Annotated in this window: 15 protein-coding genes and 1 tRNA gene; 3 read left to right on the plus strand and 13 right to left on the minus strand. The window is 67.7% G+C overall.

Going from position 1 to position 15,627, the window contains the following annotated elements; translation table 11 throughout:
- Positions 1 to 75: 75 nt before the first annotated feature.
- The 6 genes from mmsB to FHX46_RS07100 are packed head-to-tail and all read right to left on the minus strand — an operon-like array spanning position 76 to position 7,375.
- Positions 76 to 1,383 (minus strand): multiple monosaccharide ABC transporter permease, encoded by a 1,308-nt coding sequence (gene mmsB, locus FHX46_RS07075; protein ID WP_167111744.1) that lies wholly within the window; start codon positions 1,381 to 1,383, stop codon positions 76 to 78.
- Positions 1,380 to 2,933 carry a multiple monosaccharide ABC transporter ATP-binding protein gene (mmsA, locus tag FHX46_RS07080; protein WP_167111746.1) on the minus strand — a complete coding sequence of 518 codons (1,554 nt, stop codon included), beginning with the start codon at positions 2,931 to 2,933 and terminating at the stop codon, positions 1,380 to 1,382. The genes mmsB and mmsA overlap by 4 nt, the downstream gene beginning before the upstream one ends.
- 41 nt (positions 2,934 to 2,974) lie before the next feature.
- Positions 2,975 to 3,826: a fumarylacetoacetate hydrolase family protein gene (locus tag FHX46_RS07085; protein ID WP_167111748.1), complete on the minus strand. Its 852-nt coding sequence runs from the start codon at positions 3,824 to 3,826 to the stop codon at positions 2,975 to 2,977.
- Positions 3,823 to 4,776 (minus strand): VOC family protein, encoded by a 954-nt coding sequence (locus tag FHX46_RS07090; protein ID WP_167111749.1) that lies wholly within the window; start codon positions 4,774 to 4,776, stop codon positions 3,823 to 3,825. The genes FHX46_RS07085 and FHX46_RS07090 overlap by 4 nt, the downstream gene beginning before the upstream one ends.
- Before the next feature lie 30 nt (positions 4,777 to 4,806).
- On the minus strand, positions 4,807 to 6,243 hold the full coding sequence (locus FHX46_RS07095) for an aldehyde dehydrogenase family protein (protein ID WP_167111751.1): 1,437 nt from the start codon (positions 6,241 to 6,243) through the stop codon (positions 4,807 to 4,809).
- A 28-nt stretch (positions 6,244 to 6,271) separates the two neighbouring features.
- The gene (locus tag FHX46_RS07100; RefSeq protein WP_167111753.1) at positions 6,272 to 7,375 is read right to left on the minus strand and encodes an NAD(P)-dependent alcohol dehydrogenase; all 1,104 of its coding nucleotides are present in this window, start codon (positions 7,373 to 7,375) and stop codon (positions 6,272 to 6,274) included.
- 162 nt (positions 7,376 to 7,537) lie between these two features.
- Between FHX46_RS07100 and FHX46_RS07105 the strand changes: the two genes are divergently transcribed.
- A complete protein-coding gene (locus FHX46_RS07105; RefSeq protein ID WP_167111755.1) occupies positions 7,538 to 8,209 on the plus strand; it encodes a GntR family transcriptional regulator in 672 nt (223 codons plus the stop codon).
- A 24-nt stretch (positions 8,210 to 8,233) separates the two neighbouring features.
- On the opposite strand, the gene FHX46_RS07110 is transcribed toward FHX46_RS07105, so the two are convergent.
- The 3 genes from FHX46_RS07110 to FHX46_RS07120 all read right to left on the minus strand — a co-directional run bounded on the left by FHX46_RS07110 (position 8,234) and on the right by FHX46_RS07120 (position 10,884).
- Positions 8,234 to 8,908, minus strand: a complete 675-nt coding sequence (locus tag FHX46_RS07110; protein WP_167111757.1) for an HAD-IA family hydrolase — start codon at positions 8,906 to 8,908, stop codon at positions 8,234 to 8,236.
- Positions 8,909 to 8,986: 78 nt separating this feature from the next.
- Positions 8,987 to 10,057 (minus strand): Gfo/Idh/MocA family protein, encoded by a 1,071-nt coding sequence (locus FHX46_RS07115; RefSeq protein WP_167111759.1) that lies wholly within the window; start codon positions 10,055 to 10,057, stop codon positions 8,987 to 8,989.
- The gene (locus FHX46_RS07120; RefSeq protein ID WP_167111761.1) at positions 10,054 to 10,884 is read right to left on the minus strand and encodes a sugar phosphate isomerase/epimerase family protein; all 831 of its coding nucleotides are present in this window, start codon (positions 10,882 to 10,884) and stop codon (positions 10,054 to 10,056) included. The genes FHX46_RS07115 and FHX46_RS07120 overlap by 4 nt, the downstream gene beginning before the upstream one ends.
- A 147-nt stretch (positions 10,885 to 11,031) precedes the next feature.
- Here FHX46_RS07120 and FHX46_RS07125 point away from each other — a divergent pair, with 147 nt between their 5' ends.
- The gene (locus FHX46_RS07125) at positions 11,032 to 12,051 is read left to right on the plus strand and encodes a Gfo/Idh/MocA family oxidoreductase (protein WP_167111763.1); all 1,020 of its coding nucleotides are present in this window, start codon (positions 11,032 to 11,034) and stop codon (positions 12,049 to 12,051) included.
- A 123-nt stretch (positions 12,052 to 12,174) separates the two neighbouring features.
- On the opposite strand, the gene FHX46_RS07130 is transcribed toward FHX46_RS07125, so the two are convergent.
- The 3 genes from FHX46_RS07130 to FHX46_RS07140 are packed head-to-tail and all read right to left on the minus strand — an operon-like array spanning position 12,175 to position 14,809.
- A complete protein-coding gene (locus tag FHX46_RS07130) occupies positions 12,175 to 12,966 on the minus strand; it encodes a crotonase/enoyl-CoA hydratase family protein (RefSeq protein ID WP_167111765.1) in 792 nt (263 codons plus the stop codon).
- Positions 12,963 to 14,003 (minus strand): quinone oxidoreductase family protein, encoded by a 1,041-nt coding sequence (locus FHX46_RS07135; protein ID WP_167111767.1) that lies wholly within the window; start codon positions 14,001 to 14,003, stop codon positions 12,963 to 12,965. Before FHX46_RS07135 ends, FHX46_RS07130 begins: the two co-directional genes overlap by 4 nt.
- Entirely contained in the window at positions 14,003 to 14,809 is an 807-nt protein-coding gene (locus FHX46_RS07140) for an MBL fold metallo-hydrolase (protein ID WP_208400037.1), read from the minus strand. Before FHX46_RS07140 ends, FHX46_RS07135 begins: the two co-directional genes overlap by 1 nt.
- Before the next feature lie 118 nt (positions 14,810 to 14,927).
- Between FHX46_RS07140 and FHX46_RS07145 the strand changes: the two genes are divergently transcribed.
- Positions 14,928 to 15,278, plus strand: coding sequence for a winged helix-turn-helix transcriptional regulator (locus tag FHX46_RS07145; RefSeq protein WP_167111771.1), 351 nt, complete (start codon positions 14,928 to 14,930; stop codon positions 15,276 to 15,278).
- 101 nt (positions 15,279 to 15,379) lie between these two features.
- Here the strand turns inward: FHX46_RS07145 and FHX46_RS07150 are convergent.
- Positions 15,380 to 15,452: transfer RNA gene (locus FHX46_RS07150), tRNA-Lys, on the minus strand.
- Positions 15,453 to 15,627 lie beyond the last annotated feature (175 nt).

Raw genomic sequence — 15,627 nt, forward strand, 5'->3', positions numbered from 1 at the left:
GTCGTCAATTCCTTGCTGTGTGGAGGCAGGCGCGGTCCTCGTTGACCGGCCCGTGATCGCCGCGGCTGAGCGACATCAGCCCAGCGATGCTTTTTCCCTGCTGTCACGCGCTTCGGATGGCAGTTCCCCGGAGATGCGCTCGGGTGCGGGACGAGCTCGGGTGCGTCGGATACCGTTCAGCACGAGTCCCGTCAGCGACGGCTTGCCCTGCGTCTTGTTGTAGACGTCGAACGCGACAGCTGCGAGCAGCACCATGCCGCGGATGATGGACACGATGTTCTGGTCGATGCCCTTCAGCGACAAGCCGTTGGCGAGGAAGGCCATGACGAAGGCTCCGACGATGGACGCCGGCACGGTTCCGACGCCGCCGAAGATGGCCGCGCCGCCCACGAAGACCGCCGCGATGGCGTCGAGTTCCCAGTTGGTCCCGTCGGAGGGCCCGGAAGCGTTCGAGTTTCCGACGAACACCATTCCGGCGACCGCCGCGAGCACCGACATGTTCATCATGACGAAGAAGCTGACGCGCCGGGTGTCGACACCGGACAGGGCGGCGGCTTGGGAGTTGCCGCCGACCGCGTAGATCTGGCGGCCGAACACGGTTTTCGAGGTCACGAACGAGTAGACGATGACCAGGACCCCGCTGATGATGCCCGCGATCGGGAGGCTCGTGCCGATTCGCCCGCCACCCAGCAGCAACGTCGCGTAGACCGTGATCCCGCCGAGCACCAGGACTTTCAGCACCGAGACCCACCGGGGGCGGGGGACCTCGCCCATCTTGTGACGACGTCGGCGAGCCCGGATCTCGAGCCAGGCGATGGCCGCCACGACGACTGCGCCGAGGACGAGCGTGGGATTGTTGTAACCGGTGTCCGGGCCGAAGTCGGGGAGGAATCCCGCGCCGATCCAGTTGAACGACGCCGGCGTGGTGGTCGCGGTCGAGTTGCCCACCACCTGGTTGGCGCCGCGGAAGATGAGCATGCCGGCGAGGGTGACGATGAACGCCGGTACGCGCACGTAGGCGACCCAGAAGCCTTGCCAGGCGCCGACGAGCGCGCCGATGCCCAGCCCGAGGAGCATCGCGAGTCCTGCCGGGAGGTGCCAGACCGACATGGATTGGGCCACGACGATCCCGACGAAGGCCGATACCGACCCGACGGACAGGTCGATGTGCCCGTTGATGATCACCATCACCATGCCCACGGCCAGGATCAGGATGTAGGAGTACTGCTGGACGACGTTGATCACGTTCGTCGGGTCCAGTGTCACACCGCCGGTCCACAGCTCGAAGACGAGGATGATGACGACGAGGGCGATGGTCATGCTGTACTGGCTGATGCCGCGGCCGCCGGTGAGCGCGCGCACGGGTGAAGGCTTGGTACTCATGCGGCGGCACCCGCCTTTCTGGTGGAGGTCATGCTGACCATCAGCGCCTCGGATGTCGCTTCGGCGGCCGTGAACTCGTTGGTGATCCGGCCTTCGAAGATCGTGTAGATGCGATCGGAAAGACCCATTACCTCGGGCAATTCGGACGAGATCAGGATGATCCCGGTGCCGGCGGCCGCCAGGTCGTTGATGATCTTGTAGATTTCGTACTTGGCGCCCACGTCGATCCCCCGTGTCGGTTCGTCCAGGATCAGCACGTCGGGATCGGTGAACATCCACTTCGACAGGACGACCTTCTGCTGGTTGCCGCCGGACAGCTTGCCCACGCTGGCGTCGACGCTTGCCGTCTTCGTTCCCAGCGCGGCGCGGTATCGCTCGGCGATCTCGTGCTCTTGGAGTTCGTCGATGACACCGGCGCGGGAGGACACCTTGTCCAGCCGGGCGGACACGGTCGCGCGCCGCACACTGTCGAGGAGGTTGAGGCCGAGACCTTTGCGATCCTCGCTGACGTAGCCGATGCGGTGCCGGATCGCTTCCCGGACGTTGCCCACCTTGATCGGGCGGCCGTTCTTGAAGATCTCACCGCTGACGTAGGTGCCGTAGGAACGTCCGAACACGCTCATCGCGAGCTCGGTTCGCCCGGCGCCCATCAGCCCGGCGAGGCCGACGATTTCGCCCCGCCGGACCGAGAGGTTCACGTCCTTGCAGACGAGGCGGCTGGGATCGAGCGCGTGCTGAACCGTCCAGTTCCGGACCTCGAAGAGCGTGTCGCCGATGTCCGGGGTACGGGGTGGGAAGCGGTTTTCCAGCGATCGTCCGACCATACCGCGGATGATGCGGTCCTCATCGACGTTTCCGCCTTCGAGGTCGAGCGTTTCGATGGACTGTCCGTCCCGCAGCACGGTGATCGAGTCGGCGACCTGTTCGATCTCGTTGAGCTTGTGCGAGATCATGATCGAAGTGACGCCGCGCTCCTTGAGACCCACGATGAGATCCAGGAGGTGCTGCGACTCGGTCTCGTTGAGCGCCGCCGTCGGTTCGTCGAGGATGAGCAGCTTGACCGACTTGTGGAGTGCCTTCGCGATCTCCACGAGCTGTTGTTTGCCCACTCCGAGGGATTTGACGAGCGTGTCGGGGTGGTCGTCGAGCCCCACCCACTCCAGGAGCTCGCGGACCCGTCGCTGAGCGCTGACCCAGTCGATGACGCCGAACCGGGCGGTTTCGTTGCCCAGGAGGATGTTCTCGGTGATCGACAGCTGGGGGATGAGCGCCAGCTCCTGGTGGATGATGCCGATCCCGGCTGCCTCGCTCTGCCGGACGTTGGCGAAGCGCATTTCTTCGGAACGGTAGATGATGTCACCCTCGTAGGACCCGTACGGGTGGACACCCGAGAGCACCTTCATCAGGGTGGACTTGCCGGCGCCGTTCTCCCCGCAGATCGCGTGGATCTCGCCGCTGCGCACCGCGAGGTTGACGCCGGAGAGCGCGGTCACACCGGGAAACTTCTTCGTGATGGAGCGCATCTCCAAGATGTATGAACGTTGGGTCATCGTGTGGTCCCTTGGACATCGTTGTCGGACTCCGGAATCTGCTACCCGACCGAGGCGGGCCTTTCTCCCGCTGCGACCTCGTCGACGACTGTGCTCGTGATCCGCCCGATACCGTCGATCTCGACCCGGATCTCGTCACCGTTCTTGAGGAAGACCTGCGGATCCCTGCGGTAACCGACACCTCCGGGTGTCCCGGTGAGGATCACGTCGCCGGGTTCGAGCGCGGTGAACTCGGACAGCTCCGACACCAGCCGCGGGACGTCGAAGATCAGCTTCGACAACGTGGACTCCTGCACGACTTCATCGTTCAGGATCGTCCGGATGCCCGCGGTGGTCAGGTCCACCTGGTCGGGAGTCACGATCCACGGTCCGAGCGGGGTCGAGCCGTCCCATGCCTTCCCCTGCAACCATTGGTGGGTCTTGTACTGGTAGTCCCGGACGGTGATGTCGTTGGCGATGGAGTATCCGAGGACGTGGTCCAGTGCCTCCGCGCGCGCGATGCGCCGCCCGGGCCTGCCGATGATCACGGCGAGCTCACCTTCCCAGTCCACCTGACGCGACTCGGGCGGAAGCTGGATGGGCGCGCCGGCTGCGATCAGGTTGGAGGCGAACTTCGGGAAGAGCACTGGGTATCGGGGGAGTTCCCGCTTGGTTTCCTGGACGTGATCGAGGTAGTTGAGCCCGACGCAGAAGATCTTCTTCGGGGCTGGGCTCGCCGGCAGCAGGCGCACCTGCGCGAGCGGGATGCGACGGGCCTCGTGCCGGGGGGCCGCTTGCAGGGCGTCGACTCCGGCGTTGACGGTGAGCGTGGCGTCTCCGAGCGGGACGATCGTGTCCCCTTCGACGACGCCGACGCGTGCAGATCCCTCGATCTGGTAGCTGGCGTACTTCACCGGCCCGCCTCCGCGACTCCGCGGTGGCCTTCGCTGGTCTTGCGCCAGTGGGGAAGCTGACCACCCCAGAGGTTCACGCTCTCGGGTACCGGATGCCACTTACGGGCCACGTACTCCACCTGGTCGTCGTAGAACTTCTCCATCTCGGCCGACAGCTCGATGTGGTTGCCGGCGGGGTCGTCGAAGAACACGAACAGGTTGTTGCCGGGTCCGTGTCGCCCCGGTCCCCACTGCACGGTGACACCGAGCTCGGTGAGCCGGTCACACCAGGACTTGAAGTCCTCCCACTCCGCGAGGTCGTACGAGTAGTGGTCCAGAACCCCGGACTTCCCCACGTTCACGATCGCGAGCGTGTGGTGGTCCTTGTTGCTGCGCAGCCAGCAGAAGCGGCCGTCGGAGAGCTGGTCGGTGACGCGGAAGCCGACGGCATTGGCGAAGAAGTCGACCTGCCGCTGCACGTCGTCCGTGCCGATGGTGGTGTGCTGGAACTTGACGGGACGCCGGCCGGTGTCGGCGGCGGTTTCGCCCTGCCGCCACACCGCCGAGTGGAAGTGCACGGGGACGCCGTCGGGGCTGACGGCCGAGATCGCCTCGACCGGTTCCGCGGCGAAGTCGACGAAACCCGGGTCCAGATCGGTGACCTGGAAACCCGCCGTCTTCAGCCGATAACGGATTCCGGCCACGCCCCCGGCGTCGCGGACCTCGAACCCGAAGTGGTCCAGCCGTGACTCACCGGGCAGCAGGTCGACGACGTGGTGGCCGGTCCCCCACCCGAGCCGTACGCCGCCGTCGGGCAGCTCCTCCTGCCGGACCAGACCGAGGACGTTGGCGTAGAACGCCTCGCTCGCCGGTACGTCCGGCACCCGGAACCCGATGTGGGAAACTGCGGTGTCCCGCAAGATCCCGGCGTTGTCGTTCTCGATGATGGCAACGCGATTTTCTTCACCCATGTGTGAAACCTTCGTGTCGTGCTGGTGCGCTCAGGCAGCAGCGCGGTAGACGTGCTTGACTTCCTGGAATTCGGCGAGTCCGCCCGGGCCGTTGAGCCGGCCGACTCCGCTGTGCTTGTAGCCGCCTTCTTCGAACTGGTCGAATATCTGCGCCCAGGCGTTCGTCCAGACCGTGCCCGCCTCGATCGCGCGGGACACCCGGAGCGACCGCCCGCCGTCGGCGGTCCACACCGACGCGGACAGCCCGTAGTCGGTGGCGTTCGCCCTCCGCACCGCCTCGTCCTCGTCACCGAACGTCTCGAAGGTGGCGACGGGGCCGAACAGTTCCTGCTGGATCAGGGGTGACTGCAGGTCGGTCACGCCCACCAGGGAAGGACGGTAGAACGCGCCCGGACTGTCGACCGGACCGCCGGGCAGGATGACCTCCGCCTTGTTGCCGTTGACGAGCCGGTCGACGCGGTCGACCGAGGCGTGGTCGATCAGCGGGCCCATCTCGGTGGCCGGGTCGATGCCCGGGCCGAGCTTCACCGACGCGAGTGCGGCGGCGAGGCGGTCGCGCAGTTCGTCGGCGATCGCTTCGTGGGCCAGCACCCTGCTGCCGGTCATGCAGAACTGGCCGGCGAAGGTGGTCACTGCCGCGCGGAGCGTGGGGACCACGGCGTCGAGGTCGGCGTCGTCGAACACGATCATCGGCGTCTTCCCGCCGAGCTCCAGGGACACTCGTTTGAGTTGCGGTGCCGCGGCGGCCATGATCCGGGCGCCGACGGCCGAGCTTCCGGTGTAGCTGATCACCCCGACGGCCCGGTTCGCGACGATCTCCTTGGCGCCCTCGTCGCCGGACTCGGTGAAGAAGTTCACCACGCCCGCCGGCAACGACTCGGCCTGTGCGAACACCTCCGCGACGAGTGCGTTGGTGAGTGCCGTCTGGGCCGGCATCTTCACCGCGACGGTGCATCCGGCCGCCAGCGCCGGCGCGAGCGACCGGATGGTCAGTACCCCGGGGGAGTTCCACGGGACGATCACGCCGGCCACCCCCACCGGTTCCCGCAGCAGCATCGACATGCCGCCCGGGGTCTCGGCGGCCGTGCCCAGATCCGTCAGCGCGAGCCCGGCGAAGTAGCGGAGTTTCGGCGCTGCGATGCTGAGTTCGAACTGCGCCTCACGCAGCGGCTTGCCGTTCTCCAGGGTGATCGCGGTCGCGATCCGGTCGAGGTTGCGCTCCAGCACCAGCGACAGCTCCCACAGCGCCCGCGCCCTGGCTTCGCGGTCCGACCGCCACCAGCTCGTCCTGAACGCCACGTCTGCGGCCTCGATCGCGGCGTTGGCGGCTTCCGATCCACCGTCGTGGTAGGTGCCCAGAACTTCGTCCGTGGCCGGATTCCGCGATTCACGTACCGGACCGGTCGCGACCCACTCGCCGTCGATGTAGTGCCGAGCTGGTCCGGACGTGAACGGGTTCGATGGCATGTGCACTCCTGCCTGGTGGATGAACGGTCTAGAAGACCAGGACGGGCTTGACTGTCCGGCCCTGCTCGGAGTCGGCGAACGCGGTCGCGATGTCGCTGAGCCGGTAGTGGCGGATGATCTTGTCGAACGGGAAACGCCCCTGCTGCCAGAGGCCGATCAGCTGCGGGATGAAGACCTGCGGCACCGAGCTGCCCTGGATGATCGTGCGGAACGACCACCCCTTGTTCAGGGATTCGCCGATCTCGAAGGAGACCTCGGTGCCCGGTAGCGATGCGCCGACGAGGGCGACCGCACCGCGTGTACCGAGCGCGTCGGCGGCGGCGCGGAGCACCTCGGGCCGTCCCGTCGTGTCCAGTGCGAAATCCAACCCGGCGCCACCGGTGATCACGTCGAGCCGGTCGGCGACGTCCTCGGTCCTGCTGTTGATCACGTCCGTGGCGCCGAGCTCGCGCGCGAGGTCGAGGCGGGAGTCGTTGATGTCCACGGCGACGATGCGCGAACACCCGGCGATGACCGCGGCCATGATCGCGCCTGCACCGACCGCCCCGGCGCCGAACACGGCGAAGGTCGATCCCAGCGCCGGCTGCAACTCGTTGAGAACGGCGCCGGCACCGGTCTGGATCCCGCACCCCAGGGGTGCAACGAGAGTCAGATCCACGTCCGGGTCGATCTTGACCAGGCTGCGCTCGGCGACATTGGCGTAACTCGCGAACGACGACTGGCCGAAGAAGTGGGAGGAGACGGTCTGCCCCTGGTCGTCGGTGAAAGACGTGCTGCCGTCCGGGCGCCGGCCGCCGAAGTTGCGGGCGAAGAGGTCCGCGCAATAGGCCGGGCTGCCGCTCAGACACGGTGTGCATTGCCCGCACGAGTTCGCCGACAGGAGCACGTGATCGCCCACGCTGACCCGCGTCACCGCGGAACCGACGAGCTCGACGACCCCGGCACCTTCATGACCGAGGACCGCCGGCAGCGGCGTTGGGTACACCTGGTCGCGAATGATCGCATCGGTGTGACAGACGCCCGAGGCCACCATGCGCACGCGGACCTCATCCTCGCGGGGCGCGTCCAGCTCGACACGAGTGACGGTGGGCGTTGCGCCCCGGGAAGCGATGACGGCGGCTTCGACGTGCATCGATGGTGCTCCTTGTGGATCGGAAGTCGCGGAGGTGCCGCCCTGCGGCGCCTCTCCCTGGGGCATCATCGAAACAGGCGGTCAGCGAAAAAGCAAGATTATTTCGAAAATTCCATGGAATTGAGGACGATGCTATGCTTGGCTCATCGAAGGAGGCAGACAATGACTGAGGGCGCGGGGTCCGCCCCGATTGCCACAACTCGGAGCGCGGTCGTCTTCGAGGCGATCCGTGCGGAGATTCTGGGGGGACTCCTCAAGCCAGGGGCGCGCTTGCCCTTCGCGAAGCTGGTGGAGAAGTACGACTGCTCGATGGGAACGCTGCGCGAGGCCCTGCAACGACTTGCGGAGATCGGGCTCGTCGAGTCGTTTGCGCAACAAGGGTTCCGCGTGGTTCGCCTGTCGGACGAAGACCTGGCCGATCTGACCGAGGCGCGCATCGACATCGAGGTGGCGGCCTTGCGCCACGCCGTTCGCGAGGGCGACATCGCGTGGGAAGGCGCTGCTGTCGCGTCCCTGCACGTGCTCGAGCGCACGCCCCGGCACGACGAGACCTCGCCCGATCACCTCACCGAAGAGTGGGCGGTGGCCCATGCCGCCTTCCATCACGCCCTCCTCAGCGGCTGCCGCAATCGTCGCCTGCTCAACGTGGCAGCCCAGTTTCGCGATGCAGCCGAGCTGTACCGGCGATGGTCCGTACCACCCAGCCGCGATACCGCACGGGACCCGGACGAAGAGCACCGCGCGATCTTGAAGGCGGCGGTCGACCGCGACGAAGAGCTCGCCTGCCGGCTGCTGCGAGAGCACATCGAAAAGGCCGCGTCCCATCTGGAATGACCCGACGGGCGGTCTTCGCCGGTCTCACGGCCGGCGAGGTTCCCGCCGGGTCACCGGCGCGTCGCGGGTACTCGAGATCGTGACCGCCCCCGCGCTGCCGCTGACGGACACGTTCGTGAAATCCGGCAGTCTCGGAAGCGCATTGGCGCGCGGCGATTCGTGGTCGCCCACCACCACGGTGAACGCCCCGGCAGTCATCGCCGCGGCCAGCCCGGCTTCGGCGTCCTCGAACGCCAGGCACGCCGCTGCGGCGATCCGCAGTCGCCGTGCGGCCAGGAGATAGCCCTCCGGCGCCGGCTTGCCGGTGCGCACGTCGTCACCGCTGATGAGGACGTCGGGGATCGGCACCCCGGCCGCCGCCATCCGCGCCTCGGCGAGCCGGCGCGGAGCAGATGTCACGATGGCCACCGGCACCTGTGCGGCGACCCGCCTCAGGAACTCCGGGGCCCCGGGAACCGGCTTGATCTCCTCGAGCCGGTTGAGTTCTTCCTCGAGGAGCGCGGCGGTGGCCGCGTCGACGCTCGTCTCGGGCAGGAACCGCGCGACGATGTCGCGGCTTTGCCGCCCGTGTGCGTAGCTCAAGATCCGGGCGGGTTCGATGCCGTGCCGCGCACCGAACTCCGTCCACAATGTTTCGACCACCTCGGTCGAGTCCACGAGGGTGCCGTCCATGTCGAAGAGGGCGGCACGGCCTGACATCGTGGGAATGCACCCGTCCCGCACCACGCCCCCTTCGACATCGCCGGCTTCCATCCCGGTTCGGTCCGCAGACCTGGCTCAGACCTTGATTTCAGCTCCGCCCGCGGCAGAGGAGCGATACACGGTCTCGATCACGTGCGCCGCGTTGTAAGCGTCCCGCGGCGTAACGACAACCTGTGCTTCGCCCCTGACCGCGCGCAGGAAAGCGTCGCCCTCGATGTCGAAGAACTCGGTGTTCGCGATCTCCGCGAGCTCCGGAGAGTACTCGGTCGTGTGCGCGGCCCATGGCTCCGGGAACGCGCTTTCCGACCATCGCGTCCACCCCTTCGGATAACCCGCAGAACCGTTGGCGAGGAACAGGTCGAAGCCGACCGGGAGCGGGCGCGTGTACAGGCTGCCGCCCGTTCCGTGTGTCTCGACGACCCAGCTCTCCACCCAGGGCATGGAGTCCCAGGAGAAGAAGTCGATCGAGACGGCGCGGTCCGGGTAGTTGAGGATGGCGATCGCGGCGTCTTCGCGGTAAGCGGCACGCTGGTCGCCAGGAAGCTTCGACACCCGTCCGTTCACGGATGTCGGAAGCCCGAACTGGGACAGGACGAGGTCGACGATGTGTGAACCGATGACCCAGAACGCACCGCCCATGTCGTCCGGCAGGTTGATGTGCGATGTCGAAGCCTCGTCCAGCGAACAGGCGCCGTGCGCCCGTACCTGAAGCACGTCCCCGAGAGCGCCCGATCGCAGGATCTCGTTGGCCGCCGTGATCGCCGGTGAGAAGCGGTACGTGAACCCGACCTGGCAGACCGACCCGGTCTCTTCCGCCACCTCGGTGAGTTCCTCCAGGTCGGAGACCGACGCCCCGCCCGGCTTCTCGACCAGGACCGCCTTGCCCGCGCGCATGGCGCGTACTGCCAGTGGCGTCATGTCCTTGCTCTTCGAGTGGATCAACACCGCGTGGACGCCCGGATCCGCCAGCAGCTCGTCGGTGGACTTGCGCGGGATGTTCAGCAGCCGGGTGAACGGCTCGATGACATCCGCGTCGTCGGCCGCGCCCATCACCCGCACGCCCGGCGTCCCGATCATCTTCCGGACCCGTCCGGAAGCGTGCGGATGAGTGACGCCGAGGCAGGCGATGCCAATCGTGTCCGTCACAGGAACCTCCTGGCCGTCCGGTAGGACTCGTGCGCCTGGTCCTTGAGCGGGCGAGCGCGGTGTTCGTCGGAGATGATTTCCACGCCCCACGGACCGGAGAACCCGGTCGCACGGATCGCGGCGACGAAGCCCGCCACGTCCATCCCCCCTTCCCCGGTCAGGTTCCGGTCGTGCAGTGTCTCGTGGAGCAGATCGTCGCCGAGCGGCTCGGCGGGTCCGTCATCGAGTTCGACGCCGACCACGTAGTGGCCGGGCAGCGCCGCGATCTCCTCGAACGTGCTGGCCGACCGGCTGATGTGCCAGAGATCGATCATCAACCCGGCATTCGCCCGGTTGGCCCGGTCGACGATGGCCACGCCCTTGTCGATCGTGTTCACGTTGCCGTGCGGCATGATCTCGAATGCGACAGCGCAGCCCGCCTCGGCGAAGTCGTCGCACACCGAGCCGAGCGCATCACCGACGACGGCCACGTCGAGTACCTCACCGTCGATGCTGCCGCCGACCTTCACGTGCCGGGGGCGGAAGAAGTGAGCCGCCCGCAGGAGGTACGCGCGGTCCTCATCGGACTTCCGCCGCGCTGGGCCCGTGCGGAACCAGTCGTTGAGCATCTCGATCTCGATGTGCTCGATGCCCGAGGCGCGCAAGTGGTCGCGGACCTGGGACCACCCGACGGACTTCTCGGCGATCTGCAGGTCCTCCAGGAGCAGTCCGAAACCCGTGAAGCCCGCTTCGGCCGCTGCCGAGATCCGATCGAGGAGCCCGAACTCGCTGTGGTCGTTGCCGATGAGCGGGCCGGCGGAGCCAGCCGTCGTCCAACACGTTGCCAAGAGATCAACATCCTGCGCCATTGCCTGGGGCCTTCCACGGTGAGGAGTCCGACGACTACGTAACGAATATCTCCGACTATTTCGAAAATACAGGATCTGAGGCTATGGTCAAGCCACTGGTCACCAGCGGACACGAGGGAGTGCTCTATGACCGACATCGCGCTACTGGGCTTCGGCCGGATCGCGCAGGTCCACGCGAAGGCCATCGCCAGCGGGAACCTGCCGATCAACGTCCGTGCGGTCGCGGACGCGAATCCGGACGCGCGGGCAGCCGCCGCGCAGCTCGGGGCGAAAACCTTCGAGTCGGTGGACGAGCTCCTGTCCGCCGGTCTCGAACTCGATGCCGCTCTCGTCGCCTCGAGCACTCCGTTCCACGTCGAGCACACCACGCTGGCGCTCGACGCCGGCCTGCACGTGCTGTGTGAGAAACCGTTGTCCGAAGACGTTCAGGAAGTACGGCACCTCACGGAACTGGCCGCTGAGAAGGGTTTGGTGCTCCGGACGGCCTTCAACCGGCGGTTCGACCCGCTCTTCCGGGATCTCAAGTCGAGAATCGGCACGGAGACCGGACCGGTCCGCTCGGTCCACATCATCTCGCGCGATCCGTTCCCGCCGCCTCCCGGCTACCCGCGCTCGGCGGGCAGCATGCTGCGCGACATGACCATCCACGACTTCGACACGGCGCGGTATCTCGTCGATGACGACATCGTGGCCGTGACCGCCCGCGGGACCGGGACCTTCGACACCGACGCGCTGGCCGTCGGCGACACCGACACCGTCTTCCTCATCCTCGAAATGGCCCGCGGCACGCTCATCGGGATCGACAACTGCCGCGCCACCTCGTACGGGTTCGACCAGCGCATCGAGGTGCACGGCGAAGCGGGCACGCTGCACGCCGGGAACGAGGCGCTCCCGCAGGCCACGCGAATCGGTGCGGCAGGATTCACGACTCCGCGCCTCGTCGACTTCTTCCCCACGCGTTACGCGCAGTCCTACATCGACCAGCTCAGCTCGTTCGGCAACGCCATCGCTGCGGCCAAAGCGGGTGCGGCCCCGGACGACATCGCCGCCGACGGCCGCGACGCGCTGCAAGCCCTGCAAGCAGCGTTGGCAGGCTGGCGTTCGATTGTCGAAGGACGCCGGGTCACGTTGGAAGAAGTCGAGTGACGACCGGCCCCGCGCCGCTCGAACGCGTGGGTTGATCTGGCTGTCGTTCGGATCCCGGCGAGGCCGGACCGGGGCGGGGCCCGGTCCGGCCGGCCTGCGGTACGAGCGCGCTGAAGCGTGCTCCTACCGGCCGGTGAAAACGGCCTTGCGCCGCTCGATGAACGACTGGATGCCCTCCTGACCGTCGGCGGTGGCGAACAGCCGGGTGACGGTGGGGGTGAGCTCCTCGATGGCGGCCGCGTCGCCGTGGTCGCGGGCGCGGTGTGCCGACTCGAGCACGGCGCGGACGCCCAGGGGTGCGGCGGTGTCGGCGATGCTGCGGGCGATCGCGACCGCGTGTGCCACGGGGTCGGCGCTGACGACCTCCTGGACGAGACCGATGCGGTGGGCCTCGGCGGCGTCGAACTCGTCGCCGGTGAGCATCCAGCGCATGGCGTTGCCCCAGCCGGTTTCGCGCGGGAAGCGCAGGGTCGCTCCGCCGAACGGGTAGATGCCGCGGCGGACCTCGAGCTGGGAGAAGCGGGTGTCGCGGGCCGCGACCCGGATGTCGGCGGCGAGGAGCAGCTCGATGCCCAGCGTGAGCACGCGGCCCTGGGCGGCGGCGACGACCGGGGTGGTCCAGTCCCCGTCCAGGCGCCACGGATCGCGGCCGTCTTCGGGGTAGAAACCGGTGCCCGACTGGATTGCCGGGCCGACGTCGGCCAGGTCCAGTCCGGCGGTGAAGTGCTCGCCGTGCGCGAACAGCACACCGCAGCGCAGGTCGTCGTCCGATTCGAGCAGAGCGTAGGCGCGGGAGAGGTCGTGCAGCATCGCGAGGTTGAACGCGTTGTGCTTCTGCGGCCGGTTGAGGCCGATCAGCAGGATGTGCCCGTCGCGTTCGAGCGTGATCGTGCCGTGCTCGGAGGTGGGGGTCATGTGGTCGCTCCCTTGGTGTCGGGACGATTCTGGTGGTCGGTGCTGGTCGGGTCGAGGAACACCCGGCCGGGCGGACGGTCCTCGACGACGCGCCGTTGCGCGTCGGCCGCCTGTTCGAGCGGGTAGATCCGGTCCACCGCCGGTTTCAGGGCCCCGGTGCCGAGCTGCTGCAGGAGGGTGCGGTAGGTGTCGGCGATGTCCTGCTGGGTGAACGCGGTGAAGAGGAATCCCGTGATCTTCGCCGTTTTCCAGATGAGGTCGGTGACGTCGATCGTGGCCTTGGTGCCCGCGGTGTAGCCGATGCTGACCAGGGTTCCGCCGGCCCGCAGGGTGCCCAGCGCCTGACCGGTGATGTCGCCGCCGAGCGGGTCGAGCACGATGTCCACGCCGGAGCCGCCAGTCACCCGTGCGACGCCCTCGGCCAGGGTCTCGCGGCCGAGGTCGATGATCGTGAGCTGGTCGTCGTGCGGTACCGCGGCGACCCGGTCGGCGCCGCGAGCGGTGGAGATGACCTGTGCGGCGCCGAGGATCGGCGCCACCTGAGCTGCGGCGGAGGCCACCGCGCCGTGGATGCCCGGTGCCAGCACGACCTGTCCCGGGCGCAGGGGCACGACGCTGGTGAGCGCCAGCCAGGCGGTGAGATATCCCGACCCGGCCACCAACGCCGCCGCCTCGTCGTCGGTCACGCCGTCGGGGATGGCCACCAGGTGGGTCGGCGGAACCGCCAGCACTTCCCGCCAGGTCCCGTCGGTCTTCGTGCCGTAACCCCACCCGCACAACAGAACTCGCGTTCCCGGCGCGTACCCGGAACCACCCGGATCGGTCACCCGGCCCACGGCGCTGGCGCCGGGTACCAGCGGCAGCGGCTTGCGCATCGACGGCGGCAGCACACCGGCCCGGACCTTGTCGTCGAGCGGGCTGACCCCGGCACGGGTGACCCGGATCAGCACGTGTTCGCCGTCCGGGTGCGGATCGGGCAGCTGCTCGACGCGAAGGTGTTCCGGTCCGCCGAACTCGTGGAATCGAACTGCCCGCATCACGTCAGCCTCTGCGCGTTCAGCCAGACGGTGCCCGGGTTGAGCCGGTCCGGGTAGTGCCGGACCATCTCGTCGAAGAACTCGCGGGGGGCGGGTTTGCCGGCCAGCACCCGCTGGGCGGTGCGCAGGTAGTCGGCGGTCTCGTCGAGGATGCCGGGATCGTCGGCGCGGGCGGGATCCTTGTGACCGGCGACCACGGCCGTGGGCGCGAGGCCCCGCACCTTGTCGAGGGCTCGCAGCCAGGCGTCGATGCCGCCGGCGAGCCCGCCGTCGGCGAGGTACTGGTGCACGTTGTTGTAGGCGACGTCGCCGGCGACGACCAGCCCGAGGTCGGGCACGTGCAGCACGGTGGAGTCGTCGCAGTCGCTGTGGCCGACCTCGACCGGGATCAGCGGGTGTCCTTCCAGCACCAGGGTTTCGGCGGGCAGCGGCCGCGCGATCACCCGGGGATCGGGTATCTGCCCGGGAAAGAGCCTGTCCCAGAACGCTTTCCGCGCTCCGGACGCGGAGGCGTGCATGAGCGCGATGGTGCCTTGGGTGGCGTGCACGGTCGCAGTGGGGAAGCGCTCGACCAACGCCGCCGCGCCGAACCAGTGATCGCCGTGGCCGTGCGTCACGTAGATGTGCGTCAGCTGCTTGCCGGAGCGCTCGATCCAGTTACCGGCCCGCCGGGTCTGCTCGACCGTGAACGGCGGGTCGACCAGCACCGCGTCGGTCGCGCCGGAGATGAGCGTCGTCGAGAGTGGTGACCACAGTTGTGGCTTCCCGGTGGGGAGGATGCCGGTGGTGGGGATGGGCTCGGACACAAATACGTCGTACGACAGCGCAGCCGTAGGGGGCTCGGGCATATCCTTCTCCTCGGTCAAGTTAGTGACTATCCTGAAGATAGGCACTTTCGTTGTGCGAGTCGTCGAGGAGTGAGCCATGACACATCGGGAGCTGGACATCGACTCCATCCGGCCGTACTGCCCGTACTTCGCGTCGGCGATGGACATGCTGGGCCGTCGCTGGGCCGCGACGGTGTTGCGCGCGCTCCTGGCCGGGGCCACCCGGTTCAGCGACATCTCCAGCGCGGTTCCCGGCATGACCGACAAGCTGCTGTCGCAGCGCCTGAAGGACCTCGAAGCCGACGGGCTCGTCGAGCGGACTGTGCAGGCCAGCACGCCGGTGCGCATCGAATACCGGTTGACCGAGAAGGGGGCGGCCCTCGGCAAGGTCCTGCTGGAACTCAACCAGTGGGCACTGGAGTGGATCGACCTTCCCGCGAGCCGTTGATGCCCCGCGCCGGTCTGTGCTGGACGTCGACCAATTCCGGCGGTTCGGCGGCATCGAGCCCGGAAAGCGAAAACCCCAGGCCCTAGGACCTGGGGTGACTGTGCGCCATCAGGGACTCGAACCCCGAACCCGCTGATTAAGAGTCAGCTGCTCTGCCAGTTGAGCTAATGGCGCTGGCGTTGGCCGCCTGGTCTCCCTGGCGACGTGGAAAAGATTAGCACGCCCTGCGGGGACCCTTGGCGGAGGGTCCCGTAACACGTTTCGGCAGGTCGCGCGTCTGCGCGGGCGCTGATCGGGCAAACTGGAGCTACAGGTCCGAAGCGGACGATCTTCACCCGGTTGGGGGCAC

The organism is Amycolatopsis viridis, from assembly GCF_011758765.1.
Taxonomy (GTDB): domain Bacteria; phylum Actinomycetota; class Actinomycetes; order Mycobacteriales; family Pseudonocardiaceae; genus Amycolatopsis_E; species Amycolatopsis_E viridis.

Excerpts from the sequence above, each read along its gene's own strand:
- mmsB (WP_167111744.1), bottom strand. The coding sequence starts at position 1,383 with ATGAGTACCAAGCCTTCACCCGTGCGCGCGCTCACCGGCGGCCGCGGC.
- mmsA (WP_167111746.1), bottom strand. The coding sequence starts at position 2,933 with ATGACCCAACGTTCATACATCTTGGAGATGCGCTCCATCACGAAGAAG.
- FHX46_RS07090 (WP_167111749.1), bottom strand. The coding sequence starts at position 4,776 with ATGGGTGAAGAAAATCGCGTTGCCATCATCGAGAACGACAACGCCGGG.
- FHX46_RS07095 (WP_167111751.1), bottom strand. The coding sequence starts at position 6,243 with ATGCCATCGAACCCGTTCACGTCCGGACCAGCTCGGCACTACATCGAC.
- FHX46_RS07100 (WP_167111753.1), bottom strand. The coding sequence starts at position 7,375 with ATGCACGTCGAAGCCGCCGTCATCGCTTCCCGGGGCGCAACGCCCACC.
- FHX46_RS07105 (WP_167111755.1), top strand. The coding sequence starts at position 7,538 with ATGACTGAGGGCGCGGGGTCCGCCCCGATTGCCACAACTCGGAGCGCG.
- FHX46_RS07110 (WP_167111757.1), bottom strand. The coding sequence starts at position 8,908 with ATGTCAGGCCGTGCCGCCCTCTTCGACATGGACGGCACCCTCGTGGAC.
- FHX46_RS07125 (WP_167111763.1), top strand. The coding sequence starts at position 11,032 with ATGACCGACATCGCGCTACTGGGCTTCGGCCGGATCGCGCAGGTCCAC.
- FHX46_RS07130 (WP_167111765.1), bottom strand. The coding sequence starts at position 12,966 with ATGACCCCCACCTCCGAGCACGGCACGATCACGCTCGAACGCGACGGG.
- FHX46_RS07135 (WP_167111767.1), bottom strand. The coding sequence starts at position 14,003 with ATGCGGGCAGTTCGATTCCACGAGTTCGGCGGACCGGAACACCTTCGC.
- FHX46_RS07145 (WP_167111771.1), top strand. The coding sequence starts at position 14,928 with ATGACACATCGGGAGCTGGACATCGACTCCATCCGGCCGTACTGCCCG.